Annotated in this window: 23 protein-coding genes, 2 tRNA genes and 8 pseudogenes; 11 read left to right on the top strand and 22 right to left on the bottom strand. The window is 50.5% G+C overall.

All coding sequences use genetic code 11. The features are described 5' to 3' along the window. The first annotated feature begins 5 nt into the window (after positions 1-5). The 4 genes from I6L54_RS14585 to I6L54_RS14570 all read left to right on the top strand — a co-directional run bounded on the left by I6L54_RS14585 (position 6) and on the right by I6L54_RS14570 (position 3,976). Positions 6-1,016, top strand: coding sequence for an ABC transporter substrate-binding protein (locus I6L54_RS14585; RefSeq protein WP_040233779.1), 1,011 nt, complete (start codon positions 6-8; stop codon positions 1,014-1,016). A 164-nt stretch (positions 1,017-1,180) separates the two neighbouring features. Beyond that, positions 1,181-2,236 carry an ABC transporter substrate-binding protein gene (locus tag I6L54_RS14580; RefSeq protein ID WP_040233781.1) on the top strand — a complete coding sequence of 352 codons (1,056 nt, stop codon included), beginning with the start codon at positions 1,181-1,183 and terminating at the stop codon, positions 2,234-2,236. Continuing rightward, positions 2,223-3,227 carry a FecCD family ABC transporter permease gene (locus I6L54_RS14575; RefSeq protein WP_040233783.1) on the top strand — a complete coding sequence of 335 codons (1,005 nt, stop codon included), beginning with the start codon at positions 2,223-2,225 and terminating at the stop codon, positions 3,225-3,227. Before I6L54_RS14580 ends, I6L54_RS14575 begins: the two co-directional genes overlap by 14 nt. After that, a complete protein-coding gene (locus I6L54_RS14570; protein WP_005121267.1) occupies positions 3,224-3,976 on the top strand; it encodes an ABC transporter ATP-binding protein in 753 nt (250 codons plus the stop codon). The genes I6L54_RS14575 and I6L54_RS14570 overlap by 4 nt, the downstream gene beginning before the upstream one ends. On the opposite strand, the gene I6L54_RS14565 is transcribed toward I6L54_RS14570, so the two are convergent. Further along, the gene (locus I6L54_RS14565; RefSeq protein WP_040233785.1) at positions 3,966-4,685 is read right to left on the bottom strand and encodes a substrate-binding domain-containing protein; all 720 of its coding nucleotides are present in this window, start codon (positions 4,683-4,685) and stop codon (positions 3,966-3,968) included. The genes I6L54_RS14570 and I6L54_RS14565 overlap by 11 nt on opposite strands. Before the next feature lie 312 nt (positions 4,686-4,997). Here I6L54_RS14565 and I6L54_RS14560 point away from each other — a divergent pair. After that, a pseudogene (locus tag I6L54_RS14560) lies at positions 4,998-5,311 on the top strand (MBL fold metallo-hydrolase); the annotation flags it as partial. 67 nt (positions 5,312-5,378) lie between these two features. Here I6L54_RS14560 and I6L54_RS14555 read toward each other — a convergent pair. From I6L54_RS14555 to I6L54_RS14545, 3 genes and pseudogenes are all read right to left on the bottom strand, one after another. Continuing rightward, positions 5,379-5,455 (bottom strand) — tRNA-Val (locus I6L54_RS14555). 3 nt (positions 5,456-5,458) lie between these two features. After that, positions 5,459-5,535, bottom strand: a tRNA-Val gene (locus I6L54_RS14550). A 199-nt stretch (positions 5,536-5,734) separates the two neighbouring features. Continuing rightward, a pseudogene (locus tag I6L54_RS14545) lies at positions 5,735-6,028 on the bottom strand (glutathione peroxidase); the annotation flags it as partial. Here I6L54_RS14545 and I6L54_RS14540 point away from each other — a divergent pair. Beyond that, positions 5,969-6,178: pseudogene (locus I6L54_RS14540) on the top strand (GNAT family N-acetyltransferase); the annotation flags it as partial. The pseudogenes I6L54_RS14545 and I6L54_RS14540 sit on opposite strands and share 60 nt — an antisense overlap. A 2-nt stretch (positions 6,179-6,180) precedes the next feature. Here the strand turns inward: I6L54_RS14540 and I6L54_RS14535 are convergent. The 5 genes and pseudogenes from I6L54_RS14535 to I6L54_RS24350 all read right to left on the bottom strand — a co-directional run. Next, positions 6,181-6,729: a GNAT family N-acetyltransferase gene (locus I6L54_RS14535; RefSeq protein ID WP_005121261.1), complete on the bottom strand. Its 549-nt coding sequence runs from the start codon at positions 6,727-6,729 to the stop codon at positions 6,181-6,183. A 33-nt stretch (positions 6,730-6,762) separates the two neighbouring features. Beyond that, on the bottom strand, positions 6,763-7,035 hold the full coding sequence (locus I6L54_RS14530; RefSeq protein WP_137378465.1) for an EmrE family multidrug efflux SMR transporter: 273 nt from the start codon (positions 7,033-7,035) through the stop codon (positions 6,763-6,765). A 77-nt stretch (positions 7,036-7,112) separates the two neighbouring features. Next, positions 7,113-8,153, bottom strand: a complete 1,041-nt coding sequence (locus tag I6L54_RS14525; RefSeq protein WP_040233787.1) for an IS481 family transposase — start codon at positions 8,151-8,153, stop codon at positions 7,113-7,115. A gap of 94 nt (positions 8,154-8,247) precedes the next feature. After that, on the bottom strand, positions 8,248-9,159 hold the full coding sequence (locus I6L54_RS14520; protein ID WP_040233789.1) for a pentapeptide repeat-containing protein: 912 nt from the start codon (positions 9,157-9,159) through the stop codon (positions 8,248-8,250). Between the two features lie 181 nt (positions 9,160-9,340). Then, a pseudogene (locus I6L54_RS24350) lies at positions 9,341-9,475 on the bottom strand (hypothetical protein); the annotation flags it as partial. A gap of 176 nt (positions 9,476-9,651) precedes the next feature. On the opposite strand from I6L54_RS24350, the pseudogene I6L54_RS14515 reads away from it, so the two are divergent. Next, positions 9,652-9,762 (top strand): annotated as a pseudogene (locus I6L54_RS14515) (transposase); the annotation flags it as partial. 265 nt (positions 9,763-10,027) lie between these two features. Here I6L54_RS14515 and fecE read toward each other — a convergent pair. The 8 genes and pseudogenes from fecE to tnpA form a co-directional block, all read right to left on the bottom strand. Next, on the bottom strand, positions 10,028-10,795 hold the full coding sequence (gene fecE, locus I6L54_RS14510; protein ID WP_005121257.1) for a Fe(3+) dicitrate ABC transporter ATP-binding protein FecE: 768 nt from the start codon (positions 10,793-10,795) through the stop codon (positions 10,028-10,030). After that, positions 10,796-11,752 carry a Fe(3+) dicitrate ABC transporter permease subunit FecD gene (gene fecD, locus I6L54_RS14505; protein WP_005121256.1) on the bottom strand — a complete coding sequence of 319 codons (957 nt, stop codon included), beginning with the start codon at positions 11,750-11,752 and terminating at the stop codon, positions 10,796-10,798. Further along, a complete protein-coding gene (fecC, locus tag I6L54_RS14500; RefSeq protein WP_005121255.1) occupies positions 11,749-12,747 on the bottom strand; it encodes an iron-dicitrate ABC transporter permease FecC in 999 nt (332 codons plus the stop codon). The genes fecD and fecC overlap by 4 nt, the downstream gene beginning before the upstream one ends. Further along, the gene (locus tag I6L54_RS14495) at positions 12,744-13,646 is read right to left on the bottom strand and encodes a Fe(3+) dicitrate ABC transporter substrate-binding protein FecB (RefSeq protein WP_005121253.1); all 903 of its coding nucleotides are present in this window, start codon (positions 13,644-13,646) and stop codon (positions 12,744-12,746) included. The genes fecC and I6L54_RS14495 overlap by 4 nt, the downstream gene beginning before the upstream one ends. A gap of 74 nt (positions 13,647-13,720) precedes the next feature. Next, a complete protein-coding gene (gene fecA, locus I6L54_RS14490) occupies positions 13,721-16,039 on the bottom strand; it encodes a TonB-dependent Fe(3+) dicitrate receptor FecA (protein ID WP_040233791.1) in 2,319 nt (772 codons plus the stop codon). Between the two features lie 86 nt (positions 16,040-16,125). Further along, positions 16,126-17,079, bottom strand: coding sequence for a ferric citrate uptake sigma factor regulator FecR (gene fecR, locus I6L54_RS14485; RefSeq protein ID WP_040233792.1), 954 nt, complete (start codon positions 17,077-17,079; stop codon positions 16,126-16,128). Then, positions 17,076-17,597: a ferric citrate uptake sigma factor FecI gene (fecI, locus tag I6L54_RS14480; RefSeq protein WP_005121249.1), complete on the bottom strand. Its 522-nt coding sequence runs from the start codon at positions 17,595-17,597 to the stop codon at positions 17,076-17,078. The genes fecR and fecI overlap by 4 nt, the downstream gene beginning before the upstream one ends. 164 nt (positions 17,598-17,761) lie before the next feature. After that, positions 17,762-17,956: pseudogene (tnpA, locus tag I6L54_RS14475) on the bottom strand (IS200/IS605-like element IS200F family transposase); the annotation flags it as partial. A gap of 176 nt (positions 17,957-18,132) precedes the next feature. Here tnpA and I6L54_RS24345 point away from each other — a divergent pair. The 3 genes and pseudogenes from I6L54_RS24345 to I6L54_RS14465 form a co-directional block, all read left to right on the top strand. Continuing rightward, positions 18,133-18,268 (top strand): annotated as a pseudogene (locus I6L54_RS24345) (hypothetical protein); the annotation flags it as partial. Between the two features lie 181 nt (positions 18,269-18,449). Further along, entirely contained in the window at positions 18,450-19,403 is a 954-nt protein-coding gene (locus tag I6L54_RS14470; protein ID WP_040233795.1) for a pentapeptide repeat-containing protein, read from the top strand. A 78-nt stretch (positions 19,404-19,481) separates the two neighbouring features. Continuing rightward, positions 19,482-19,844 (top strand): annotated as a pseudogene (locus I6L54_RS14465) (transposase); the annotation flags it as partial. A 49-nt stretch (positions 19,845-19,893) separates the two neighbouring features. Here the strand turns inward: I6L54_RS14465 and I6L54_RS14460 are convergent. After that, positions 19,894-20,253, bottom strand: coding sequence for a TIR domain-containing protein (locus tag I6L54_RS14460; protein ID WP_040233798.1), 360 nt, complete (start codon positions 20,251-20,253; stop codon positions 19,894-19,896). A gap of 10 nt (positions 20,254-20,263) precedes the next feature. After that, complete coding sequence (locus tag I6L54_RS14455) at positions 20,264-20,848, bottom strand: NUDIX hydrolase (protein ID WP_040233800.1); 585 nt, start codon at positions 20,846-20,848, stop codon at positions 20,264-20,266. Between the two features lie 87 nt (positions 20,849-20,935). On the opposite strand from I6L54_RS14455, the gene I6L54_RS14450 reads away from it, so the two are divergent. Next, on the top strand, positions 20,936-21,691 hold the full coding sequence (locus I6L54_RS14450) for a DeoR/GlpR family DNA-binding transcription regulator (protein ID WP_005121244.1): 756 nt from the start codon (positions 20,936-20,938) through the stop codon (positions 21,689-21,691). A 302-nt stretch (positions 21,692-21,993) separates the two neighbouring features. Here I6L54_RS14450 and I6L54_RS14445 read toward each other — a convergent pair whose 3' ends face one another. The 3 genes from I6L54_RS14445 to arsC all read right to left on the bottom strand — a co-directional run bounded on the left by I6L54_RS14445 (position 21,994) and on the right by arsC (position 25,248). Next, entirely contained in the window at positions 21,994-22,896 is a 903-nt protein-coding gene (locus tag I6L54_RS14445; protein WP_005121242.1) for an alpha/beta hydrolase, read from the bottom strand. A gap of 793 nt (positions 22,897-23,689) precedes the next feature. Next, a complete protein-coding gene (locus I6L54_RS14440; RefSeq protein ID WP_040233802.1) occupies positions 23,690-24,544 on the bottom strand; it encodes a DMT family transporter in 855 nt (284 codons plus the stop codon). Between the two features lie 278 nt (positions 24,545-24,822). Beyond that, positions 24,823-25,248, bottom strand: coding sequence for a glutaredoxin-dependent arsenate reductase (gene arsC, locus I6L54_RS14435; protein ID WP_005121239.1), 426 nt, complete (start codon positions 25,246-25,248; stop codon positions 24,823-24,825). Between the last annotated feature and the right edge of the window lie 9 nt (positions 25,249-25,257).

The following is a 25,257-nucleotide window of genomic DNA, read 5'->3' as shown; positions in this document are numbered from 1 at the left end:
TGCTGATGAAAACGTGCCACACATGGTTGCTCTGTGTGTGGCTGGCGTTTCCCGCCCTGGCCACGCGTCAGGTTGTGGATGATGCCGGTCACACTGTAACCGTCCCCACACAAGTTCAACGTATTGCGGATAGCTGGTTTGCCCATCACTCGGTGTTGATGACGCTGGGGGCGGGACGTCAGATTGTCGCCACCGTCAACCATCCACAGAGCCAGCCGTGGATGTTCAAAATAAACCCATCGCTGAATCAGGCCTTACAAATTCACGGGACGTCATTCAATAGCGAGGCACTGCTGGCTCTGCATACCGATGTTCTGTTTGTCGCAAAGGGCAAGGGGGATGCGCAGAGTTACAACCAGGCGGGTATCCCGACGCTGGAAATGGCATTTACTGATTATCCTTCGATGGAAAAGTCAGTCACGACCACGGCGGACGTGTTAGGCACGGATCAGGCTCACGCCAGGGCGGTGGCATATAATCAATTTTTAACCCGCACTATTGCGGATGTTCGCGCGAAAACGGCGACGTTAACGGAAAATCAGCGCCCGCGGGTTCTGCACATTCAGTCGCTGAACCCACTGAAAGTCGACGGTAGAAACACGTTGATTGATACCTGGATTGCGCTCTCTGGTGGGCGGAACGTCGCCGGGGAAGTGGACGGTAACATGAAAGAAGTCTCACCCGAGCGGGTGCTGTATTGGCAGCCGGAGGTGATTATTCTCGGGGCGGGATGTGGCGATATTGCCAGTTCACCTTATGCAGCGTTGTTCAAAGAGCTTAACGCGGTGAAACAGGGCAAAGTCTGGCGCAATCCGGCGGGCGTCTTCCCCTGGGATCGCTATGGAACCGAAAGCGCGTTACAGCTGCTGTGGGCCGCGTCAACGCTGCATCCAACACTGTTTAGCGGTCTGGATATGGTTAACGTAACCCGCGATTTTTACCGCCAGTTTTTTGATTATTCGCTTAGCGAGGCGCAGGCGATGCGGATTTTAGCCGGGCTACCCCCTCAGGGGTAAAGCGGGAAGCGCTGACGGGCAAATGCAGGCCAGTTCAGGGCTACACGCTGTATTTGCCGTGACGGCATGTGTAGCGGTATACCGTGTCTGGCGATATTGGGTTGCCAGTCATTACGTTATATAATTTAATGCATATCGAATTTTTCCCAGTCCAGATGGTATCTATGTTAACTCTTCGCTCTTTTGTGCTGGTTTGCGCCAGCATGTTTTTTGCCTTTTCCGCACAGGCGGATCGCACTATCACCGATCAGCTTGGGCGTCAGGTCACGATCCCTGACCATATCGATAAGGTGGTTGTGCTGCAACACCAGACGCTGAATATTCTGGTGCAACTGGATGCTGCGCAGGATATCGTCGGCGTGATGTCGAGCTGGAAAAAACAGCTTGGGCCAGAGTTTGCCCGGTTTATGCCGACAATAACTACGCTGCCTACGCCTGGTGATCTCACCAGCGTGAATATCGAAAGTTTGCTGGCGATTCATCCTCAGGTAGTGTTTGTCGCCAACTATGCGCCCGCCGAGATGATCCAGCAGATTCAGAATGCCGGTCTCCCGGTGGTGGCTATCTCGTTACGTCAGGATATTGCCGGGCAACAGAATAAAATGAACCCGACGATGGCTGATGAAGAGCAGGTCTACAACGAAGGCTTAAAGCAGGGGATCCGCCTGATTGCGGATGTGGTAGGGCGTAAAACGCAGGCGGAAACGCTGATCAATTACGTCTTTACGGCGCGAGCAAAATTCAATGCGCCAGTTGCTGCCATACCGGAAGCGCAAAAGGTTCGCATTTATATGGCTAACCCTGACCTTATGACCTACGGTTCCGGGAAATACACTGGCCTGATGATGCAACATGCGGGTGGGTTAAATGTGGCGGCGGCCAGCGTGAAAGGTGCACGTCAGGTGGCGCTTGAGCAGGTGCTGGCGTGGAACCCGCAGGTGATTTTTGTTCAGGACCGATATCCGCAGGTGGTCACAGAGATCCAAAACGATCCTAACTGGCAGGGTATTGATGCGGTGAAAAATCATCGTGTCTGGTTGATGCCTGAATATGCCAAAGCCTGGGGCTATCCGATGCCGGAAGCGTTGGCAATAGGTGAGCTGTGGATGGCCAAAAAACTTTACCCGGATGCCTATAAAAATGTCGATGTGGATGCGCAGGCGCAGGATTACTATCAACGTTTTTATCGTGTGAACTGGCAGTCTGATGCTGCTAAGTAAACGGGGTTTCCCCCTGCAATCGTTACTGATAGCAGGGGTATTGGTGCTGGGGGTCAGTTCGCTGTGTCTTGGACAATATCCGCTGTCGCTACGTGAAGTGTTTTATCAACTCACCCATTTTGGCGATGCGCAGGGTATTGCCAGTCAGGTGATATGGACAGTCAGACTACCGCGTATTCTGATGGCGTTGCTGGCGGGGGGGGCGCTGGGATTGTGCGGCGCTACCTTGCAAGGGGTGTTTCACAACCCATTGGTCGACCCGCACATCATAGGCGTAACCTCGGGGGCGGCCTTCGGCGGGACGCTGGCCATTCTGCTGGGCCTTGAGCCGTGGCTGATGATGGGTTCAACCTTCTTCTTCGGTCTGGCGGCGCTCATTCTGGTGTATGCCATTGCGGCCTTACAAGGGCTGGAAAATACGCTGGTGCTGATCTTGTCTGGCATTATTTTGAGTGGTTTCTTTGCCGCGTTGGTGAGCCTGATTCAATACCAGGCCGATACGGAAGAAACCTTGCCGAACATCGTATTCTGGCTGCTGGGCAGTTTTGCCACGGCTAACTGGCATAAAGTCCTGCTGCTGGCGATCCCGGTATCCATTGCGGCGACGATATTGTACCAGTTGCGCTGGCGGATAAATCTGTTATCGCTCAATGATAAAGATGCTAAAGCGCTGGGCGTGGCGGTGGTTCCGCTGCGGCGTAGCGTGCTGGTATGCTGCGCGTTTTTAGTTGCTGCTCAGGTGGCGGTCAGTGGCAGCATTGCCTGGGTTGGGCTGGTTATTCCCCATCTTGCGCGGCTGCTGGTGGGAGTTGATCATCGTCGCTTGCTCCCGTGTGCTTTTTGGATGGGGGGCGGATTTATGATTGCGGTCGATGATATCGCCCGCACCCTGATGCATGCGGAAATACCGCTGGGGATCATCACCGCGTTGCTCGGCGCACCGCTGTTTACCTTCTTACTCATTCGTACCAGTCGTCGGGGGAAACAATGACATCTGTTGCGCTCAGCGTGAATCAGCTTAGCTATGGCTATCGCTCTCCACTGTTTGCCCCCCTCACTTTTCAGTGCCAGAAAGGCCAGATCTGGGCGGTGCTTGGGCGCAACGGTCTGGGTAAGAGCACGCTGCTGGATACGCTAACGGGCACGCGACCCGCGCTGGGCGGGAGTATTGACGTTCATGGGGGGATAGGCATTGTGGCCCAGCATTGCCATCTGCCGTTTCCCTATACGGTGAGCGACGTGGTGTTGATGGGGCGGGCGCAGCACGTAAAATTGTTTGCTCAGCCCAGCCGTCAGGATCAACGACGGGCGGAGCAAGCGTTGGAACAGCTAAACATTGCGCATCTCGCCGCCACATCGTTTAGCTCACTTTCTGGTGGTCAGCAGCAACTGGTGATGATTGCCCGTGCTTTGGTTACGGAATGCCAGACGCTGTTGCTTGATGAGCCATGTTCAGCGTTGGATCTTGCCAATCAGCAGGTCGTGCTGCAGCTCATCAGCGATTTGGCACACCGGCAGGGCTGTAGCGTGCTTTTCTCGACGCACGATCCGTTGCACGCCTTACAGATTGCAACTCATACGCTGCTGTTGCTTCCTGAGGGAAAATGGCTGGCAGGGCCGACGGACGGCGTGGTGACAGAAGACAATCTGTTCCAGGCCTATGGCCTGCCATTGAGAAAATTCAGTGTGGAAAACTATCAGACTCCGTTTATTGCGCCGCTGTTTGCGATCAACCGCTAACAGGCAAGAATCCGGCGGCGGTCAGGAATGCCTGACCGTCGTGGGCAAGCATAAATTTAACCAGTCTCATCACCTCTTCAGAAGCATCGAGCACCGCCAGTTGGTATTCACACAAGATGTTCTGTTCAGCAGGAATAGCAACGTAGCGAACATCGGACGGTGAACCGAGTGCTTTTGCATAATGTGCGTAACCAATAAACAGATCGGCCAACCCCTGGCGAAGAAGCCAATAGCTTGCCAATTCGCCAGGCGGGATGCTGAGCGTATCGCGGCCACCAACCAGTTGCAGGGCGCGTGTACGAAGCTGTCGTCCAAGGCCCGGTTCCAGTGCATCCATGTTGTCGAAAAATGCCCAGGTATAATCACCGGAAGGGTCGCAGCCCGGTGTGGATGTGCCAATACGCAGCGCCGGGTCGCGGAGTAAATCCAGCCACTCACCGCGCCGGTTGGTGACCAGACCCAGTTGATTCCAGCACAGTGTATGTGTGGAAACGGCCTGGTGTGTGTCCAGTAGCCGTTGCGGATGTGCCCGATTTGCACTGGCGAACAGTGCGCACGGTTCCCCGGCTTCAATACGCTCGCGCAGCAAGCCTGCCGGGCCATAGCCGACGTTGACCTCAATGCCGCTAAGGCGGGTGAACTGCTTGAGCAGTGGGGTAAATGCCAGTCGTAAACTTCCCGCAGCAAGCAGGGTGATTGAAGAGGGCATAATATCTGATCTCTGGGCTATGGCGGTTATGTGAAGAAGATGAATGGTACGCTCAGCACAAGGGATTTTGAAGGCATCTGATGATGCCATTTCGCTGGCATCATTTGGTGTTGTATTCACTTTCAAAGGGTTATTTGATCCAGCGTGCGGGGGGGATGCTGACGCTGTCTTTTTTTGTTCGATGCTTTGACCGTAATGAAAGATCCTGAACGGGAACGGAAGAGGGCATGCGTACAGGGGGAAGACAAATGACAATCTTGTGTGAGACCTGCGGAATGTCCTGTGACGATACGCAAGGGGCTATAACGCATTATAACGTTGTTACGCCTGGGCGGACATTTTGCGGGGGGGGGAGTATTATGCATATTGATGATGGGGTGGGGATAATCCTCGTGGGCGATATTCTGCAGGTCGCTCCCGGTGCGGATGCAGTGTCGTTTATGTGGAGCTACCCCAATATGCTGCCATTGCCGGCAAGCGCGGTTATCCACATTATGCGCGCGTTACAGGATGTCAGATTCGACCGACTCTATGGCGCGTTTGAAGGTCAGGATATTAAATCCAACGCCAGACAGATTGTGGTGCGATCGGTGCAGAAGTATCTTGCTTGTCTGCGCAAAGAATAAGATGTGTTTCAGGAGAACGTTTGAGAATTTTCTAAGCTAAAAGGCACCAAATCAAAGGGATATGATTTGGTGCGTCCGAGTGGACTCGAACCACCGACCCCCACCATGTCAAGGTGGTGCTCTAACCAACTGAGCTACGGACGCAAATGGTGCGTTCAATTGGACTCGAACCAACGACCCCCACCATGTCAAGGTGGTGCTCTAACCAACTGAGCTATGAACGCAACGTTGTAGGTGACAACGGGGACGAATATTAGCGGCACAGACCGAATGAGGCAAGAGGGAATTAGCATTTTTCTGCATGTTTTCACGCGATTGCAGAGTAATTAAGCAAGTTGATTATATTTTGTTGATTTTGCAGCGTGTTTTTTATTCAGACAGCGAACTGGAGCATACCAGGGTCGGTTTGAATTACAGGGGCGCTCAGACTTTAAGCGCTGTAAGGATAGTGGTTTCTATTTTCTCTGGGGTAGTGAAAGGGGGAAAACGCTCGAGCGGCTTGCCGTCACGCCCGATCAGGAACTTAGTAAAATTCCACTTGATCCGCCCACCCAGCGCGCCGGGTAATTCGTCTTTCAGGTAACGAAATACCGAGTGCGTAGCGGCACCGTTGACTTCCACTTTCTCAAACATCGGGAAGCCCACACAGTAGTTGATGTGACAGGTTTGCGCAATTTCGTCGGCTCCACCGGGCTCCTGATTACCGAACTGGTGCAGGGCAAAACGAATGAAGCGCATTTGCGCTGGTTTATTCTCGATGATGGCTGTCGCGGCAGTGGATTGGGTAGAAAACTGATTCAAGAGGCGATGAACTTTTGCGAAGAACAGAAATTCTCTGCGGTTCAGTTATGGACATTCCATAATTTATATTAACCAACCTGATGAGCGTTCCATTCGTCGCGCGTGATTTCCCAAAGTTCAGAATCCAGCAAACCGCTGACATACTCTTTCTTTTCCGTCTTGATAAGCCGCATGCCGCTACTGTCTGAAATACGTTTGGAACGGATATTGAGAGAGGCTTTCGGCGCACGCAATACCGTCTTATTTAACGTATTAAACCAGTAATCCGTAGCGACATTACTGGCCTCACGCATAAAACCCTGACCCTGATATTCCGGATCTAACCAAAATCCACGGTTATTATCCTCAACGTCATAAAGGCAAATTAAACCTATGAGAGCGTCAGGGGCCTCACGGAGTCTGATAGTCCAGATCCACGCAATCCCTTTTTTCATATCAGGCAGGGCAATGTTATTGACGTAATTCTCCGCACCGTTATCAGGATAGGGCCAGGGTACTGAGGAAACCATATAGCGAACTATCTCCCAGCGTGGATAAAGTACCTGAATCTGCGAGGCATCTTCGGCTTCTAATGGTTTTAACAGCAAGCGTTCTGTATGGAGTTTTGGTATTTTCATATGCGCTTTTCCTACAAGAGCAAGATAAGAGAATCAATGTGGGGAGGATTTTGAAAAAATATTAATAACCAGAACCCCAGCACAAATAAGAAGCATGCCTGCGATCGCCGGAAAATCAAGTTTTTGCCCACTTACCAACCAGCTCAAAAGGCTGATTAATATGATTCCAGCACCTGACCAAATTGCGTACGCAATACCTGTTGGAATGGTCGACAGAGTCTGGGAGAGAAGATAAAAGGCCGTGCAGTAGCACACAATAGTTGCTACAGATGGCCATAGGCGTGTGAATCCGTCAGAGAACTTCATCAGGGTTGTACCTATGACTTGTATTAGCTCAGACCTGATCTGGCAGTTACCGGTTATTTATACAGGTATCTGTCAGATTACATCTGGCTTAAATTTTTCTCAGCCCAGATGCGTTTTCCATCAAGTAATGTTTTCATTGGCGTCCGCCCACAGCACATTTTTCCCTGATGAGTTCGCTCATTATTATAATAAGCCAGCCATTCATCAAGATCCGTTTGTAATGTATCGAGAGCACCATACAGTTTTTTGCGGAACGTTACCTGATAAAATTCCTGCAATATTGTCCTGTGGAACCGCTCGCAGATACCGTTCGTCTGCGGGGACATCGCTTTCTTTTTCGTATGGTCGATATCATTTATCGCCAGATAAAGCTGGTAGTCATGCTGTTCCACCTTACCGCAGAACTCTGTTCCTCTGTCGGTCAGTATTCTCAGCATCGGCAGCCCCTGAGATTCATGAAATGGCAGCACACGATCATTGAGCAGGTCAGCCGCTGTAATTGGTGTTTTAGTGACATAGAGCTTGCAATGGGCAACTTTAGAGTACGTATCAACGAACGTCTGCTGATAAATACGCCCGACGCCTTTCAGGTTACCCACATAGAACGTGTCCTGTGAGCCCAGATAACCCGGATGAGCGGTTTCAATTTCGCCACAGGCCTCGTCATCACTTTCTTTTCGTTCCAGTGCGACTATCTGTGCGTCGGTCAGTTCGATGCCATCATACGCCACTTTTTCTTCCAGCGCTTTCAGACGTTTTTTGAAGTTCTCAAGGCAGTGTCTCAACCAGACGGAACGGACACCACTTCCGGAGATGAAGACGCCTTGTTTGCGCAGTTCGTTGCTGGTCTGGTGCTGACCATGTGCCGGGAACGCAATGGCGTAATCCACCACGGCGTTTTCAGTGGCATCGTCTGTCCGATTTTTGAGATTGGGCGCACGTCGGCTGCGGTTAATCAGTGCATCCACGCCACCTTCATCAACCAGTTCGCGATAACGGTAAAATGTATCGCGTGAGACGCCCATGATTTTACAGGCTTTCGATACATTACTGAGTTCATCAGCCAGATTGAGCAAACCGGCTTTGTGTTTGATGACGGGATTGTTAGCATGAAGCATGAGAGTTACCTCGTGTTTTGTATAAGGATTCGACACCCATATCAAAACCGGTAACTCTCAACCTTTCAAGGTCCAGTGTCAGATCAAGTCGCGACTAATACGCCAAATCCGCAAATTGAATACGTGGCCTGGCAATAATGTTTCCTGCGATTGAATATGAAACCACTATGTTCGAATTTTTTTCTTCAATCAATGTTTTACTAAACAATGGTTGACACTCTGGTTTAGCCATGTTCTTAATGGATTCGAATAATTTATCGAACTTATTGAAATTATTGAAATTATTGAAATTATTTGTTTCCAACAACATTATCTCACTCAACTTTTTTGCTGCTTCACGCTGATTATCTTCGCTAAAATTGTCACGTATTAAACTAGTATCAAGTAGTTGCTCAGTTTCTATACTTGTTCTACTTAGATTTGCCCCGGAAAGGTCAGCATTACTCAAATCCAAATCGCTCATATCAAGTTCGCTTAAATCTTCCCCTGATAGATCGAGGCATCCCGTATCAATATATTTTTGTCCGGCTTCTGATAGGTTGTTTTTATCCAGAAAATATATGGTGCTAAAATATCTGGCTCCTGATATGAACTGCGCTTCACTTAATTGTAATTCTAATTGTTCAGATACGTTTTCTTCACTAATCTTCAGTGAGTATGCTCCATCCGTGTCCTTGGTTATACATAGTTCATATTCACCTTGTAGCGATTTTTCTGACTCATCAATAGTGAATCTAATAGACATGCCGGAGTTATGAATAATACTGTTCAGTGTTTTTCGCGGGGATATACCCTCTGAAGCCAAAGAACGCGAGAGACTATTGATGACAGACTTAAGCCGCTTCTCCCCTGAGTCTTTAATTCCCAAAGTAAAAATGTACTTCAGACACTCGCCTACGCCATGCAGTTTAGTTGCTTCTTTGTGCAATGTTTTATCATCTGGGCTCATTGCAGCGTTTACCAGTATATCCATATGTTTTTGTGCTAAAGCATTAATGTTGTCCATTGACATCTCCTTATTGATTGGTTTATCGCTAAGGCGATTCTCTTACTAAGAGACAACGAAAAATATCAAAAAGTGCTCCGGTTTGGCATTAATTTATATTGAATGCATCAATGAATTGATGCATTCAATATAGATTCAATATCTATATTGAGTTTTGATTCTCAGTACCGACAAATCGCTATTAGTGCGCGCCGCCGCCACTCCCTGCACCGAATGGCGGTTTGGCAAACCATACCAGGCCGAGTAGCACGAGGAAAATCCCTGCAGACATCCAGAAGATTTCGTTAGCAGAAATAATCAGGCCCTGGTGAGTAATGCCAGTCAGTTAAGCAACTGACTGGCCCTTTTTGTGCACAGAAAACCCCCAGCCAGGCTGAGGGTTCCGTAAAGCTTTCAGCTTTGGGCCAGTTATTAAAACCCCTTTTGATTTGTTAAAACATCTTGCGGTCTGGCAACTGCAAAAGTTCAACAAGAAATCAAAAGGGGGTTCCAATGGGGGAGGAGAAGAGCTTAGCGCACACCCGATGGAACTGTAAATATCACATAGTTTTTGCGCCCAAATACCGAAGACAAGCATTCTACGGGGAGAAACGCAGGGTGATATCATGCAGGGAATCACCTTGCTTATACCTGTCCCAGATAATCGTTTTCTGCTCTGGCGTGTAGTAAATACGCGTTCTTCGTTTCATGGCAACGTCCCCCTCGATTAAGGATAGCGTTGCATCGACCCGTTGAACTCACAGCACAAAGCGGGCATTCTAAAACAAGTTGATGTGCTCATCGTAAGCGTTCAGAGCCAGTCAGAAAGACACAGCGGCACAGTTCCCGTTTCGTTTAGCCGAGGTTTGCTTCATACGACCTGTACAATCTACATTATCACACACATCGGTCTGCCAGATATCGGCTCGGGATGGATCTCCGTTTCCACGCTGAATACGCTTCTCAGCAATCCAGGATTCATCACTGCTTCCGGTGTGCCTTGTGCCATCACATGTCCGTTGGCCATGACCACCAGATGATCACAGTATCGGCTTGCCTGATTAAGGTCGTGCAGCACTGCGACTACCGTTTTTCCCTGACCTCGGAGTGCGCCCATCAACCGCATCAGTTCCACCTGATGATTGATATCGAGATAGGTAGTTGGCTCATCGAGCAGGACAACGGGCGTATCCTGCGCCAAGACCATCGCCAGAAATGCGCGCTGGCGTTGGCCGCCAGAAAGATCGGTTAACCGTCTGTCGGCAAGATGATGGATTTGGGTCTGGCTCATGGCAACATTGACCCGCGCATTGTCTTGCGCACAAAGACGCCCCCAAAGTGGTAACCACGGGTTGCGGCCGTAGGATACCAGTTCTCGGACGGTGATCCCCTCTGGCGTTAAATGATGCTGCGGCAGCAGTGCCAGCCTGCGGGCAAGCTGGCGCGATGAGAACGTATTGATGGGATTGTCGTCAAGAAATACGGTGCCGGACTGCGGCATTAACAGCCGTGAAAAACAGTTTAACAGCGTCGATTTCCCACAACCGTTAGGGCCAAGTAGGGCAGTAATCTTGCCCACAGGCAGTGTGAGTGATACGCCGTCTAATACCTTGGTTGTACCGTAACTGATCGTCAGTTTTTCCGTTCGTAATGTCATTTATCGCATTCTCACAAGCAGCCAGACAAACCATGGCGCGCCGATAATGGCGGTCAGCACGCCAGCTGGAAGCTCCAGCGGGGGATGAATAATTCGCGCCAGCAGGTCGGCCATCACCAACAGTAACGCACCTGTCAGGGCCGAAACGGGCAGCAGCCAGCGATGACGTCCACCGGTAATGCTGCGCACCATATGTGGCACCACGAGACCAATAAAGCTAATCGGACCGCAGACGGCCACGCCCGTAGACGTCATGGCGACAGCCAGTAGCAAAGCCCGAAACCGGGTGCGCGACACCGACACGCCGAGCGTGGTCGCGCGCGCATCACCCAGCGCCAAGAGATCGAGATTGCGGCAAAAACTCAGGCTCAGCGGCAGAAACAAAATCAGCAGCGGGACGGCAACCTTCACAAAGCTCCAGTCACGACCCCATAAGCTGCCGGTCAGCCACAGCAGGGCGCTGTTCACATCCTGTGGGCGCGAGAGCATCAGATAATCCGTCAGGCTGGCCCAGCAGGCAGAAAGCGCGACACCTGTGAGCGCCAACTTCACCGGCTGGCTGGTGTTCGCCAGCATTTTCAGCAAGATCAGGCCCGTCATACCGCCGGCAAATGCCAGTAGTGGCAGTGCAACCACCGGCAGGGACGGTAAGAGAAGCAGAGTGCCCACAGAGGCAAAACTGGCGGCATGGTTTACGCCGAGAATATCCGGCGATGCCAGAGGGTTACGTACGATCCCCTGTACCAGAACGCCTGCAACCGCGAGGGCGGCACCCACAAACAGCGCCAGTAGTAGTCGCGGCAGGCGGTATGCCGTTAACACGTAATGATATTCGAGTCCGGTCTGCCAGTCGGTTATCAGGGCGCGAAAGGGAACCGAGATCACCCCCATTTGCAACGACAGTACCGAAATTCCTGTCAGCGCGAGGGCGATGAAAATGACTATCGTAATTTTCATCCGCGCCTCCTGACCAGCCAGACAAAGCAGGGCGCGCCAATCAGCGCCAGCACGGCTCCCGCGGGCAATTCGCCGGGGAAGGACAGTGCCCGCGCCAGAACATCCGCCAGTAGCATCAACGTGGCGCCCAAAAGCATGCTCATCGGCAGCACCTTGCGTAGATCGAATCCCACCCAGAAGCGAGCCAGATGCGGCATCAGCAGACCAATAAACGCCACTGGACCCGCCACACTGACGCAGGCGCCGACGAGAAGCAGCAACAGAATATTGATGATCAAACGTAGCCTGGGCAGATTGACCCCCAGCGTGCGGGCGGTGCTATCGCTGACGTTAAGCAGATTCAGTTGATTAGCCAGCAGCAACACCACCGGTACAGCAATCGCCACCATCGGCAAAAGCTGCCAGAGTTCCTGCCAGCGTGCGTGGGATACGCCCCCCGCTAGCCAGTAAAAAATACCGTAGGCGTGATCTTCAGACAGCAGCAGGGTGATACGGGTCAAGGCCATACAAAAAGCCGAGAAGGCGATACCCGCAAGGATCAGTTTGTTTTTGTCTTGGGTATGGCGAAATCCACCGCCTGCGGCCATCACCAACAGCCAGCTTATGCCGCCGCCGCAGGCGGCGATAAAGGCGATGGAGTAACCCGTAACGGGTGTTGGGCTGACGGCGCTGGTGAGCGCCATCGCCAGCGCCGCGCCGCTGTTTATGCCGAGCAATGACGGGGAGGCCATTGAATTATGCGTCAGGGTCTGCAGCAGTGTTCCCGCAAGAGCCAGGCTAGCGCCGATCAAAATGGCGACCAGACTTCGCGGCAGACGAAGGTTTTGCACCAGCGCATGTGCCAGCGTCGGCGTAGAGTCGGGCAGCAAGGCACGAATCGCGTCAACCCCAGAAATAGGAATGGCCGAGTAGCAAAACAGACTCAGCCAGAAAACAACGATAAGCGCGGCAAGAGGAAGCCCCCACTGCAGCGCTGGGTGTCTGAGAACTGTCATTTCACATCAGATAAAGGCTGGTGATGAAAGATTTTTACCGTGTCGCTGGCAATACGTTCGGCCGCAAAAATGCCGCGCATTCGCGCCCAGGCGTTACTATCGACCGAAGCCGTCTGCTGTTTTTGCACAGCCGTTAATATCTGCCATAGCGGGTCTTGCTGCCAGCGTTTCACGATGCTCTCTTCGCGATAGTGTGCGACTAACAACCATGCAGGATTGACTGCCAGCAACTGTTCCAGACCAATGGATGGCATCGACACACCGGCCTTCATCGCGGGCACCGTCAGCCCAAGAGCGGCCAGGACACTCCCGGTATAGGTATCACGCGTGTGCAGATTGAACTGCTGTTCACGGGATGTACCGAACAAGACCAGCGTGCCTTTTGGCAACTCGCTGGCCCACTTTGACATCCGTTGTTTGTGTTGCTCCAGGCGTGATTGCATCTGTGCCTTTTTGCCGACAACGTCGCCGATGATGGTCGCAGACTGCAGATTTTCAGCATAGGTTTCATTACGAGACTTAAGCAGCAGGACCGGTGCGATTTGCCGCAAGGCGTTGCAAATCCCCGCATGGCGGCTGCTATCGGCAATGATCAGATCCGGTTTTAGCATACTGATGGCTTCTAAACTCGGCTGCGCACGGGTGCCAACAGACTGCCAGGTTTTCAGATGGGCGCGAACCTCTGGAAGAATGCGCGTCGCATCATTATCGTCGGCAATGCCGACCGGACTGACATCGACGGCGGCCAGCGCGTCTGCAAACGACAGTTCCAGCACCACTATCCGCTGTGGCGTTTTATCAAGCGTAAAAATGCCGTGCTCATCCTGTACCGTGGTGGCAAAGGCGTGGCCTGTGACAAGCAGCAGGCCTGCAACAAGAACTCGAAAAAATGTGAACATGGGTGCTCCTGAAAGCCGGGTGGCGCTTCGCTTACCCAGCCCACAAAACAGCATGCAGGCCGGGTAATCGGGGATTAGAACTTCAACGATCCCTGCATGTAGAGTGTGCGCGGCTGGCCGGCGTAAATGCCTTTGTTGTTGTCGTCATAAGAGCGGGTAAAATATTCTTGGTCGAAGATATTTTTCACACCAAACGCAAGGTTCAGATCTGCCATCTGCGGACCGAAGTCATAGGCTATGCGCGCGCCCCAGAGCATGAAACCAGGGATCCGGCCGGTGCTGCCGTCGGCGCTCTCTTTAACGGTGTTGGCGTTATCCGCAAACTGGCTGGACTGGAAATCGCTGTTCAGGTTGAAGGTCCAACTGCCCGGTTTATAGTCCACGCCCAATGTGCCTTTGTGTTTCGGCGAGAACGGCACTTGGTTGCCGTAGGTGTCGCCTTTCTCGCGGATCTCGGCGTTCACATATGCATAGCTTGCGTAGACGGAGATGTTGTCGAGGACTGGCGTCAGCGTGCCAAGGTCATAGCGAGCCTGAGTTTCCAGTCCGGTATGGCGCGTTTTACCGCGTGCGGTCACGGTATCGTTGAGCTGGTTGGAGTCGTACTGATTATTAAAGTTAATCAGGAACAGCCCCATTTCTGCCGTCAGCGCACCATCGTCGTATCGGGTTCCGAGCTCCCAGGTTCGCGCTTTTTCCGGTTCCACATTGCCGCTTTGCACAGCCTTGCCAATTTGGCTGTACTGTACGGTGCCGAACGAGCCTTCAGTGTTTGCATAAAGATTCCAGCTATCAGTTAGGTGATAGAGCACGTTTAGCGCTGGAAGCGGGGCGTTATAGCTCACTTCCTCGTGCGTACGTTTAATGGCGTTGTTTTGGTATGACTCGATATGTTCAAAGCGTATACCCGGCGTGATGGTCCAGTTACCCACGTCGATTTTGTCATCCAGATACCACGCGTGCGCTTCGGTACCGGAACGGGTGTCGCGATCGTAAGGGCTGGCGCTGGTCGGCAGCTGTCCGCCGCTGGTGGTGGTGTAGTAACGCATTTCATGCGTCGATTCACTTACATAGCGGTAGCCGACGCCCACTTCGTGCGCGGAAGAGCCAATCATAAAGCTCTGGCTGTAGCGCGGTTCAATGCCTCGCACCCAGTAGTTACGCGGTGAAAGGGTGGTACGTTTGCCTTGTTCTAAGTAGCCGCTGCGTAGGGTTTCGGTGTAGAAGCCCTGAATGTTGAATTTATGCTGGTTATCCGGCTGGAACTGATAGCCAAGGTTTGCCAGCTTGCGACGACCCCAGAAGCGATCGTTCGGACGCGTGGACTGCCAGCGGTCGGCGTCGTAATCTGCGCGGGACAGGCCGCCGGGCATGTCGGCTTCGCCGTCATAGTATTGCAGCAGGCTGTTGAAAGTGTGCACCTCGTTCGGCGCATATTTACTTTTCAGCATCAGGTCATCGATGCGCGTGGCGCTATGCTCGCGCCAGTCGCTGCCGCGGGTGCCGGAGTAAAGCAGGGCAGTGCCAAAACCATTATCCGCCGTGCCGCCCACCATCAGGTTATGCGTCTCTTTCGGATTATTTTGCGAAGAAGTTGGGCTAAGCTGCCCTTCCATACCTGCTTCGATACCGAAGTCTTGAGGAATGGCGCGGGTGACAAAGTTCACCACACCCCCCACGTTTTGTGGCCCGTAACGCACCGCGCCACCGCCGCGTACCACATCGATGGCGTCCATATTTCCGAGCGAAACAGGCGCCAGTGAAAGCTGCGGCTGACCGTAAGGGGCAAACGGCACCGGAATACCGTCCATCAGCACCGTTGAACGGCTGGCAAGGCGCGGGTTCAGACCGCGAATACCAAAGTTCATCGCCAGGTCGTGGCTGCCAGTCCCGTTGTTTTCCGGGGCGGTGACGCCAGGGATACGGTTGAGCACTTCGCGCATGGTCGTCGCGCCGGTTTTGGCGAAATCCTCACGGCGGATAACGTCACGTGCGCCAGCATGTTCGAAAACGTCATTTTCACGCGCGTCGCCCAGCCAGTCGCCCACCACAGTCAGGGCATCTTCTTTCGGTGCGGGCTCCAGCGTCCAGCTGTTATTGCCCAGCGGTTTTACCTGCAGGCCGCTGCCGCTCAGCAGATGTTGCAGACCGGTTTCGACATCGTAGTCACCGTGAAGGCCGTTGCTCTGTTTGCCGCGTGTCAGGCTGGCGTCCACCGACAAGGTAATTCCGCTGTGTGCGGCATATTGGTTAAGCGCCTTGTCGAGCGCACCTGGGGCAATATCAACCTGCGCTGCGAAGGTTGATAACGAAAGGCCGGCCAGTGGCAGCAGGCACAGGCGAATGGCATTAACCAAAGGTGTTGTTTTGTGCAAAACGCGTGAATGCGTCATACCTTCTCCATCATCATTTTTGTTGTGTTCAGCTATGAGTCGAACGAGAAGGGGAAAAGGGACAATAAAAATGAGAATTATTTTTCTTACAACGCTGAGATATTGACCCAGTATCGTGTAACTGACTGAATTTTAACTGGAAGAGTCTGAGCAATAACATTCAGAATTGCATCGGTATTTTTCAGTGGGAAAGTCCCGCTCAGGCGAAGTCCCGCCACTGCCGGATCACAGCGCAGCACACCGTTGCGATAACGGCTCAGCGTGGCAATGACCTCACCCAGCGGTTTATCACTGAAACTCAGAACGCCCTGTGTCCAGGCTGCGCTTTCATCATCCGATGTGGCGATTTCAGCAAATTCAGACGCGCTAAACTGCAGGCCCTCGCCAGCGTTGACGATACGTTTTTCCTGCGGATGATTTGCCAGGCGGACTTCAACAGCATGCTGCTGTACGGCTACGCGCGTGATGTTATCGTGCTGAAAGACAGTAAATTCTGTGCCTAATGCGGTGAGCTGACCCTGGAGCGTCATCACGCGGAAAGGTCGCAGTTGGTCGTCTTTGGCTGTAACGATGGCAATTTCACCGTACCAGAGGTGGACGGTACGCTGATGCGCATCAAAACGAACATCAGCGGCGCTTTGTGTGTTGAGCGTCAGCAGTGAACCATCTTCCAGCCGCTCATGGCTGACCACGCCTTTAGCGGTGCGGTAGTCGGCACGCAGACCTTCACCGGCCTCAGATTGCCAGAGCTGCCAGCCGCCGCCCACGCCAAGCAGTAACAGCAGCCCTTTCATGACGTGACGACGGGTTAGGTGCGTATCATGCAGCGCCCGGCTGGCGACATCGCCCGGTACATGGTTGAGCTGGTTGCGTAGGTTTTCAACCTGTTGCCATGCCCACTGATTGTCTTGGTCTAGCTCATACCATTGTTGCCAGCGAGCTTCCTGCTGCGGACTAACGCGATCGCCGCTCAATACCGCATACCAGTGTGATGCTGAGCGCAATGCCTGACGGCGAGAATCGGAGATAGCAGCGTTCACAAGCCGTGCTCCAGACGAAACAGCAGACAATGTTCGATAGCCTTTGCCACATACTTTTTCACCGAGCTGACGGAGACGCCGAGCTTAAGCGCGATCTCGCTGTATTTGAGCCCCTCCAGTTGCGAAAGCAAAAACGCTTCGCGTCTTTTTCCGTTCAGGCCGTCAAGCATGCTGTCGATGAGTTGCAGGGTTTCGAGCTGGCTCTCACGTTCCTCGGGCGAAGGCGCGAGATTTTCCGGCATCAGCGCCAGCATCTCCAGATAGGCTTTTTCCAGCGCGTTTCGACGAAACAGGTCGACCATCACCCGTTTGGCAATAGTACACAGGAAGGAACGAGGGTCACGGACAGTCTTGAGCGAGTCACTGCCCATTACCCGTAAAAATGTGTCCTGGGCAATATCATCAGCATCAAAGGCAGATTGGAGTTTGCGCGTCAGCCAGCTTTTCAGCCAGCCGTGATGTGCGCCATAAAGCGACTCGAGCGTGAAGCAAGCGGTAGTAGTGGCGCGGTCAGACATGCGGATTGCATCAAAAGTTAATTATCACGCGTCTACATTAACATGAGAATGGTTATCATTACAATTGGAAATGAAATGAGATAAAAATGACATTTTAAAGGGGTTATGATTTTGGCATTAATAGCATCCCTTAATGGCTACATACGGCGCTGGCTTTACGCTTACAGCATATGGATATGATCTGCGCAGCATTCCGCTTCCAGGATTCGTACGTTTTTCCACTCGCACAGCTTTCTTAAGATGCTGCCTATCGCCCTGCGTTTCTCCCCGTAGAATGCTTGTCTTCGGTATTTGGGCGCAAAAACTATGTGATATTTACAGTTCCATCGGGTGTGCGCTAAGCTCTTCTCGTCCCCCATTGGAACCCCCTTTTGATTTCTTGTTGAACTTTTGCAGTTGCCAGACCGCAAGATGTTTTAACAAATCAAAAGGGGTTTTAATAACTGGCCCAAAGCTGAAAGCTTTACGGAACCCTCAGCCTGGCTGGGGGTTTTCTGTGCACAAAAAGGGCCAGTCAGTTGCTTAACTGACTGGCATTACTCACCAGGGCCTGATTATTTCTGCTAACGAAATCTTCTGGATGTCTGCAGGGATTTTCCTCGTGCTACTCGGCCTGGTATCGGTTTGCCAAACCGCCATTCGGTGCAGGGAGTGGCGGCGGCGCGCACTAATAGCGATTTGTCGGTACTGAGAATCAAAACTCAATATAGATATTAAATCTATATTAAAGGCATCTATTCATTGATGCATTCAATATCAATTAATGCCAAACCGGAGCACTTTTTGATATTTTTCGTTGTCTCTTAGTAAGAGAATCGCCTTAGCGATAAACCAATCAATAAGGAGATGTCAATGGACAACATTAATGCCTTAGCACAAAAACATATGGATATACTGGTAAACGCTGCAATGAGCCCAGATGATAAAACATTGCACAAAGAAGCAACCAGACTGCATGGCGTAGGCGAGTGTCTGAAGTACATTTTTACTTTGGGAATTAAAGACTCAGGGGAGAAGCGGCTTAAGTCTGTCATCAATAGTCTCTCGCGTTCTTTGGCTTCAGAGGGTATATCCCCGCGAAAAACACTGAACAGTATTATTCATAACTCCGGCATGTCTATTAGATTCACTATTGATAAGTCAGAAAAATCGCTACAAGGTGAATATGAACTATGTATAACCAAGGACACGGATGGAGCATACTCACTGAAGATTAGTGAAGAAAACGTATCTGAACAATTAGAATTACAATTAAGTGAAGCGCAGTTCATATCAGGAGCCAGATATTTTAACACCATATATTTTCTGGATGAATGCAACCTATCAGAAGCCAGACAAAAATATATTGATACGGGATGCCTCGATCTATCAGGGGAAGATTTAAGCGAACTTGATATGAGCGATTTGGATTTGAGTAATGCTGACCTTTCCGGGGCAAATCTAAGTAGAACAAGTATAGAAACTGAGCAACTACTTGGTACTAGTTTAATACGTGACAATTTTAGCGAAGATAATCAGCGTGAAGCAGCAGAAAAGTTGAGTGAGATAATGTTGTTGGGAACAAATGACTTCGATAGGATCGATGAATTATTCGAATCCATTAAACACATGGCTAAACCAAAGTGTCAACAATTGTTTAGTAATAGATCGGCAGAATATGGTATGACCATGCACGCTTCATATTCAATCTCAGAAAACATTATTGTTAGTCTTTACAAAACAATATATACATATGAATGGGAGATAAAGGGTGGTGAAGGAGAGGCCATAGAAATACACCACAAAATACACCACAGCCCCGAATAAATATCCTCCGGCATAGCCGGAGGGAGTATTAGAAATTCTATGTCATTCCAGTAATATACAAACAAAAAGGAATGACACATGTCCCAGCCCTTCGATTTCGATAAAGCGCTTAAGGCCATCCAGTCCGGCCAGGCATTAACGGGTAAGGATGGTATCTTAACGCCATTAATTAAACAGTTAACTGAAGCTGCTTTGTCTGCTGAACTTGACTCCCATCTGGCTTCGGAAGTGGAGGCTAACCGTAAAAATAGTTCAGGCAAAAAGACCATTAAAGCCCCGACCGGCAGTTTTGAACTGGCAACCCCGCGCGATCGTAACGGCACTTTTGAGCCACAACTGGTGAAGAAGCATCAGACCACGCTGTCCGATGAGATCGAACGCAAGATCATTGTATTGCCCGCGCTTGCGCTCCCCATCTCTCCTGAGAGTCATAGATCCCATTGGCGATGGTTTAATTGCCTGCACATTCGCAGGCAATAGCACAATAAAATTACGCCAACGGGATGTCTTCAAGGCGGAAATAAACGGTGAGTCCATGCTTATGTGCGACATCGATGTCCATATCAGCACCTTTAGAAGCGCCTTTAATACGGTAAATCGCATCACATTTGGTGATAAGTCGATGGGCAACGGGGTAGATCATAGATTCGCCGATTTCATCGTCAATAGCCGCAGAACCGGCAGCTTTTGCCAGTGGTAGTGCCAGCCATTCGCCGATTACAGGAATGTGTCCTCTTTGATATACCGCTAACGCTGCATCTTCCAGGCGAGCAAGATTCGCATCGATAAGATTTTGTTTTCCATCCGTACCGCTACGGTAGGGACCAGCAATGAGAATAAGTTGTTTCACAAAGAGAACCTCATAGAATGTTTTTCAGCGCAATGTGATAAAGCAACATAATGGTTTTGCCATCGACGATAAGACCACTTTCAATTGCGGCAAGTGCGCTTGCAAGCGGCCACTCAAGCACTTCGATATCTTCTCCTTCAGCCGCAATTCCACCACCGGCACCTGTCTTGTCGGCAGCATCATATTCCGCGATGTAAAAATAGAGCTTCTCCGTGACCGAGCCTGGGCTCATGTACGCCTCGAAAACCTTCTGTACGCTGGATACACGAAAACCGGTTTCTTCTTCAACTTCGGCTTTGATCCGTTTTTCAGGAGCCATGTTGTCAAGAAGACCTGCAGCTGTTTCAATGAGATAGCCATCGTGACCATTTATAAATACCGGAAAACGAAACTGACGAGTTAAGATCACTGTTTTCCTGTCACGGTTATAGAGCAGTATCGTGGCTCCGTTGCCGCGATCGTAAACTTCACGACTTTGGCGCTGCCAATCACCGTTTCTTCGTTGAATATCAAAAGTGTATTTTTTTAAACAATACCAGTCATCGGATAATGTTAGGTTATCGACGATGCGTATTTCTGCACGTTTAGGTTGCATGAAGACTCCTTGATCCGTAGAGTTGACATCATAATCAGCACTATCGTGCAAATACAAGTATAAACATGCATAAACAGGAACGGTCACATGCTCGCTCATCAACGTAAACACCTTATTCTTGAACAACTGCAGGTTGAAGGGCAGGTCCAATCGAAAAATCTGAGCGATCGATTTGGCGTTTCAGAAGACACCATTCGACGGGATTTACGTGAGCTTGCCGCAGAAGGGCGATTGCAGCGCGTTCATGGTGGTGCTTTGCCATCGTCTTCAGCTGTTGCGACATTTTCCGAGCGTAAATCATTAAAAACAGATGTGAAAATGAAGATCGCGCGCAAAGGCACTGAACTCATTTCTTCGGGACAAGTTGTTATTGTGGATGGTGGCACGACCACATCAGAGCTGATTGCCTGTCTGCCGGAAGATCTGCATATTACCGTGGTGACACACAGTCCCAGCATTGCACTGGGGTTGGTCGATAAACCCGAGGTTGACGTCATTTTGATCGGTGGCCGACTGTACAAACACTCCATTGTCAGTGTAGGGGCGGCCGCTATTGAAGGCATAGGCAATATTCATGCGGATATTTTCTTCATGGGGGTAACGGGTATTCATCCTGAAGCGGGATTAACCACGGGTGATTATGAAGAAGCGTGCATCAAACGTGCATTTTCCGGCAGAGCAGCGGAAACGGTCGTACTGGTGTCGCCGGAGAAGGTCAACGCTGCGTCATCGTTTGTCATCGGTGAGATAGGGCTAATCAATACTATCGTGGTTGATAGTGAAACCGATGATAATTGGCTAAGGAGTATTGAAGGAAAGGGCATCACCATTATCAAAGCGTGATTCTCTGTTAATCGAACATGAGAAATCGCATAAAGAACAGATACAGCCACGCCAGTACACTCCAGCCGATCAGTAACTGTCGCAGATAGCCCAGCACTGTAAGAATCACGTTTTCCATCGTTTGTTCGTGAGAGGGCACATATTTGTAAAGTCGGAGGGAAAGGACAACGAATAGGGGATCTTTGGGAAGGATCTTACTGACTATGGCATTAGTTGGGGTAGGACTAGCGACCGCTTTGAGCGAGAAGCGGACGTCAAAATCATGGCGATAGAGATGTTATGCCACATTAGACATAACATCCCTATTGCGCTCTTGAAGTCAGGCCTGTGAGGTGTTCCCTCACCATATCCGTTAACTCGAAAATACAATCGAGATGTGTACTTCCTGCCACAATTCGACTGATTACATTCGGATTGCAACAGTTCCTGAGAAACTCATCCATTCGGCTAACATTAAACAGTTCATCATGCTCAGCAAGCAGGATTGTTACTGGAATAGAGATCTCCTTAAGTTGCCTTTGGGGATTACGAGGGGTAAGGGCGTTAGCCATATTAACGCTGTATGTCTGAACAAAGTCAGGCCTCGCATTGATAACCTCACAGGGGAAGTTAAGCCTCACTCCAGCACGACGGCCATACAGAAAACCTCCACTCATTGCATTGATTATGAAGTTCAAACGGTTTATCGATGCAAAGGGGGAGGAGAAATCGCGGTTCAGATCAGGAGGTGAAAAAGGACCCAATGCTGGAGCGAGTAAGATCAGGCTTTCAACAATCCTCGATGGAGAGTGTCGAGTAAAGTAATTTATCAGCATGCCGCCGCCACTGGAATGGCCAAGCAAGTGAATTCTGGCATCAGGAAAAGAGGTTCGGACATAATCAATGACAGAATCTACATCCCGCCAGATTTGATCAGGGCTGGAAGCTTCCCCCCGGACACCGGCCGAACGACCATGCCCACGGATATCGACGAGAAAAATACAGATGGGCAGAGCGTAACTCAACTGTCGTGCAAGAATGTCGTAGCCGGCGTCAGAGTTTACCCCACCACCATGGTAGACAATAAGAACCTCATCATGAGAGGCCATTGGCTCGTACACCCGGAGATATAAATCATTAATCCGACTTTCGGTGATGTTCTCAGAATGGGGTAACGAGGCGTTAAACTGCTCATAGCGCTCGACAAAGCGGGTGAAGTCAATCACGTCCTAAATTCCTTATTCAATAAGATTCACTATCTGTGAATTTGTGACATGAAGCATGCACCATATTCTGTAGGAACGAGAGACTTTTTAACATAAGACTACTTCCGTCACCGCCGCAGGCGTCCTTAGTACGATCTTACCTTAAGGGGTTTGCTTCCTGCACCTTATATCCCCAGTCTAGATCCCCGATAAACAGCCATGATGATTCCGGAGTGCCTGCACTGCTATGTAGTGGGATCTTTTCTCCACCGAATAGTGCATGTATATGTTAGAAATGTCCGCTCCTGGCACTAAGCAGTCGTAAGAGGCGGCACTGTTTTTCACGTGAGATTTGATTAGTTGAAGGTCATAAGTACGGATGATCAAATCGGTGATGAGAATGTGATGTGCAAAAGGCAGGCATACAACAACTCGAAGACTGAACAATGTGCGATGGCTCGAAATGGGCTACGGGAGTATGTATATGAGGGCTGAATGACCTGTGTGGTTATGGAGCGGTTTTACCACACTTGAGGGCGTGATTTCGGGGGCATTTTTAGGGCGGGGACATAAAAAGGGACACACTAATAACTGCTATACCCAGGTATTAACTGTCCCTGCAGTTTCTTATCTTACTGATTTATATATATTTTAGTTTTAGGCTGATTGTTTTTTTCTGTATAATTGCAGAGTAATTAAGCAAGTTGGCTATGTTTTGTTGATTTTGCAGCGTGTTTTTCGCGCAAAGGGCGTGACAGGGTGCATGTGGGCGGTGAGTCAAAACACCGAAGCACAGTGCTGCGACTCCTCAACGTTACCCTTTTGCTGATTTCTTACTCTGTGTTCGATCGGATGAAATAACAATGGCTATGCCAGTCAGAACGATCAGTGTGCAAACCAGAATTCTCAAATCAGGCAATTCGCCAAGAAATAGCACCCCACCTACCGCAGCAATACAGGGCACGCTCAACTGCAGCGTGCTGGCGGTTGCGGAAGACATAGTGGCAACAAGTTGGTACCAAAGTACGTAAGCCATACCAGAAGCCAGCCCGCCGGAGAGCAGGGCAAGGATGACGCCGTTGGCGTCAGTATGCACGGGCTCCTGCCGTACCAAACTCAGGATGAAAATAACCGGAAGGCTCAGAATGAAATTTCCTGCAGTCGTCCCGGCAGGAGAGAGGATATTTTTCCCACGCACAGAGTAAGCTCCCCATGCCAGGCCTGAAGCAACCATCGTCAGGGCGGGTATAAAAGGGGGAGCGGTTGCGCCAGGGAGCAGCAGCATAATGATCCCCCCGATGGCAATAACGATCCCGGTGGCTTTGTATCCGCTAAGTGTTTCACCTTTTATTAATCCCCAGCCAATCATGCAGATCTGCACTGCGCCAAACAGCAGTAATGCGCCTGTTGCGGTATTGAGCTGAACATACGCGATTGAGAAGAATAATACATAGGCACACAGCAACAGGGCATCGATGATTTTCCAGCGTATTTCTTTCAGTTTCCCCCGGGCTATATGCCAGAAAAACAGCATTGCTGCACCACCGAGTAATCTCAGAACGCTGAATGTCTCAGGATCCGAATATCCATTCTTTAAGGCGATACGACAGAGGATAGAATTGGCTGCAAATGCAGTTAGCACCAAGAGAACCAGCAACAGCTTTTTCATACCCATCCTTAATGTTGACGATCTGTTGCAGAGTACAGAGTGAGTACATCAGGACAGACATGCTACCGCTGCTTTCGCTTATAATCCAACACGATAACGTTGCGCAGGGGGCTGGCGCTATCCCTCATAGCGGAGGTATTTAATATCACACTGGTGATGAAGTAAGTTTTAAAGAATCCCCGGCAATATGGGAGATTTGAGTACGGTTGTCCTGCGTGAGCGTGACGTGGACACCTGCACGGCGAAGACGGGTGCCCGACTTGTGTTGAAGGGTCAGGTTACTTAATTCGTTTCCCGGTATCGTCGATTACTTTTTCTCCATCCTCTTTGGTAAAAGCGCTTTTCTGACCTTCAGGTAGAATATCCAGCACAATTTCTGAAGGACGACAAAGACGTGTGCCAAGTGGTGTCACGACCACCGGCCGATTAATCAGGATCGGATGCTGAAGCATAAAATCAATCAACTGCTCATCAGAAAATCTGTCTTCACCAAGCCCCAACTGCTCATAAGGTTCAACGTTCTTACGCAGCAATGCGCGTACTGAAATACCCATATCTGAAATCAGTTTGCTAAGTTCATCACGAGTCGGGGGCGTATCCAGATAATAAATAATGGTTGGTTCGCTACCGCTGTTACGGATCATCTCCAGCGTGTTGCGCGAAGTGCCACAGGCCGGATTGTGATAGATGGTAATGTTGCTCATATCAGTATC

This window comes from Citrobacter pasteurii (assembly GCF_019047765.1).
Lineage (GTDB): Bacteria > Pseudomonadota > Gammaproteobacteria > Enterobacterales > Enterobacteriaceae > Citrobacter > Citrobacter pasteurii.
The sequence above is the reverse complement of the archived record's forward strand: the minus strand, read 5'-3'. Positions and strand labels throughout refer to the sequence as shown.

Coding starts and splice junctions, on each gene's coding strand:
- I6L54_RS14585 (WP_040233779.1), top strand. CDS start 6: ATGAAAACGTGCCACACATGGTTGCTCTGTGTGTGGCTGGCGTTTCCC.
- I6L54_RS14580 (WP_040233781.1), top strand. CDS start 1,181: ATGTTAACTCTTCGCTCTTTTGTGCTGGTTTGCGCCAGCATGTTTTTT.
- I6L54_RS14575 (WP_040233783.1), top strand. CDS start 2,223: ATGCTGCTAAGTAAACGGGGTTTCCCCCTGCAATCGTTACTGATAGCA.
- I6L54_RS14570 (WP_005121267.1), top strand. CDS start 3,224: ATGACATCTGTTGCGCTCAGCGTGAATCAGCTTAGCTATGGCTATCGC.
- I6L54_RS14565 (WP_040233785.1), bottom strand. CDS start 4,685: ATGCCCTCTTCAATCACCCTGCTTGCTGCGGGAAGTTTACGACTGGCA.
- I6L54_RS14535 (WP_005121261.1), bottom strand. CDS start 6,729: ATGAAAATACCAAAACTCCATACAGAACGCTTGCTGTTAAAACCATTA.
- I6L54_RS14530 (WP_137378465.1), bottom strand. CDS start 7,035: ATGAAGTTCTCTGACGGATTCACACGCCTATGGCCATCTGTAGCAACT.
- I6L54_RS14525 (WP_040233787.1), bottom strand. CDS start 8,153: ATGCTTCATGCTAACAATCCCGTCATCAAACACAAAGCCGGTTTGCTC.
- I6L54_RS14520 (WP_040233789.1), bottom strand. CDS start 9,159: ATGGACAACATTAATGCTTTAGCACAAAAACATATGGATATACTGGTA.
- fecE (WP_005121257.1), bottom strand. CDS start 10,795: ATGACATTACGAACGGAAAAACTGACGATCAGTTACGGTACAACCAAG.
- fecD (WP_005121256.1), bottom strand. CDS start 11,752: ATGAAAATTACGATAGTCATTTTCATCGCCCTCGCGCTGACAGGAATT.
- fecC (WP_005121255.1), bottom strand. CDS start 12,747: ATGACAGTTCTCAGACACCCAGCGCTGCAGTGGGGGCTTCCTCTTGCC.
- I6L54_RS14495 (WP_005121253.1), bottom strand. CDS start 13,646: ATGTTCACATTTTTTCGAGTTCTTGTTGCAGGCCTGCTGCTTGTCACA.
- fecA (WP_040233791.1), bottom strand. CDS start 16,039: ATGACGCATTCACGCGTTTTGCACAAAACAACACCTTTGGTTAATGCC.
- fecI (WP_005121249.1), bottom strand. CDS start 17,597: ATGTCTGACCGCGCCACTACTACCGCTTGCTTCACGCTCGAGTCGCTT.
- I6L54_RS14470 (WP_040233795.1), top strand. CDS start 18,450: ATGGACAACATTAATGCCTTAGCACAAAAACATATGGATATACTGGTA.
- I6L54_RS14455 (WP_040233800.1), bottom strand. CDS start 20,848: ATGCAACCTAAACGTGCAGAAATACGCATCGTCGATAACCTAACATTA.
- I6L54_RS14450 (WP_005121244.1), top strand. CDS start 20,936: ATGCTCGCTCATCAACGTAAACACCTTATTCTTGAACAACTGCAGGTT.
- I6L54_RS14440 (WP_040233802.1), bottom strand. CDS start 24,544: ATGAAAAAGCTGTTGCTGGTTCTCTTGGTGCTAACTGCATTTGCAGCC.
- arsC (WP_005121239.1), bottom strand. CDS start 25,248: ATGAGCAACATTACCATCTATCACAATCCGGCCTGTGGCACTTCGCGC.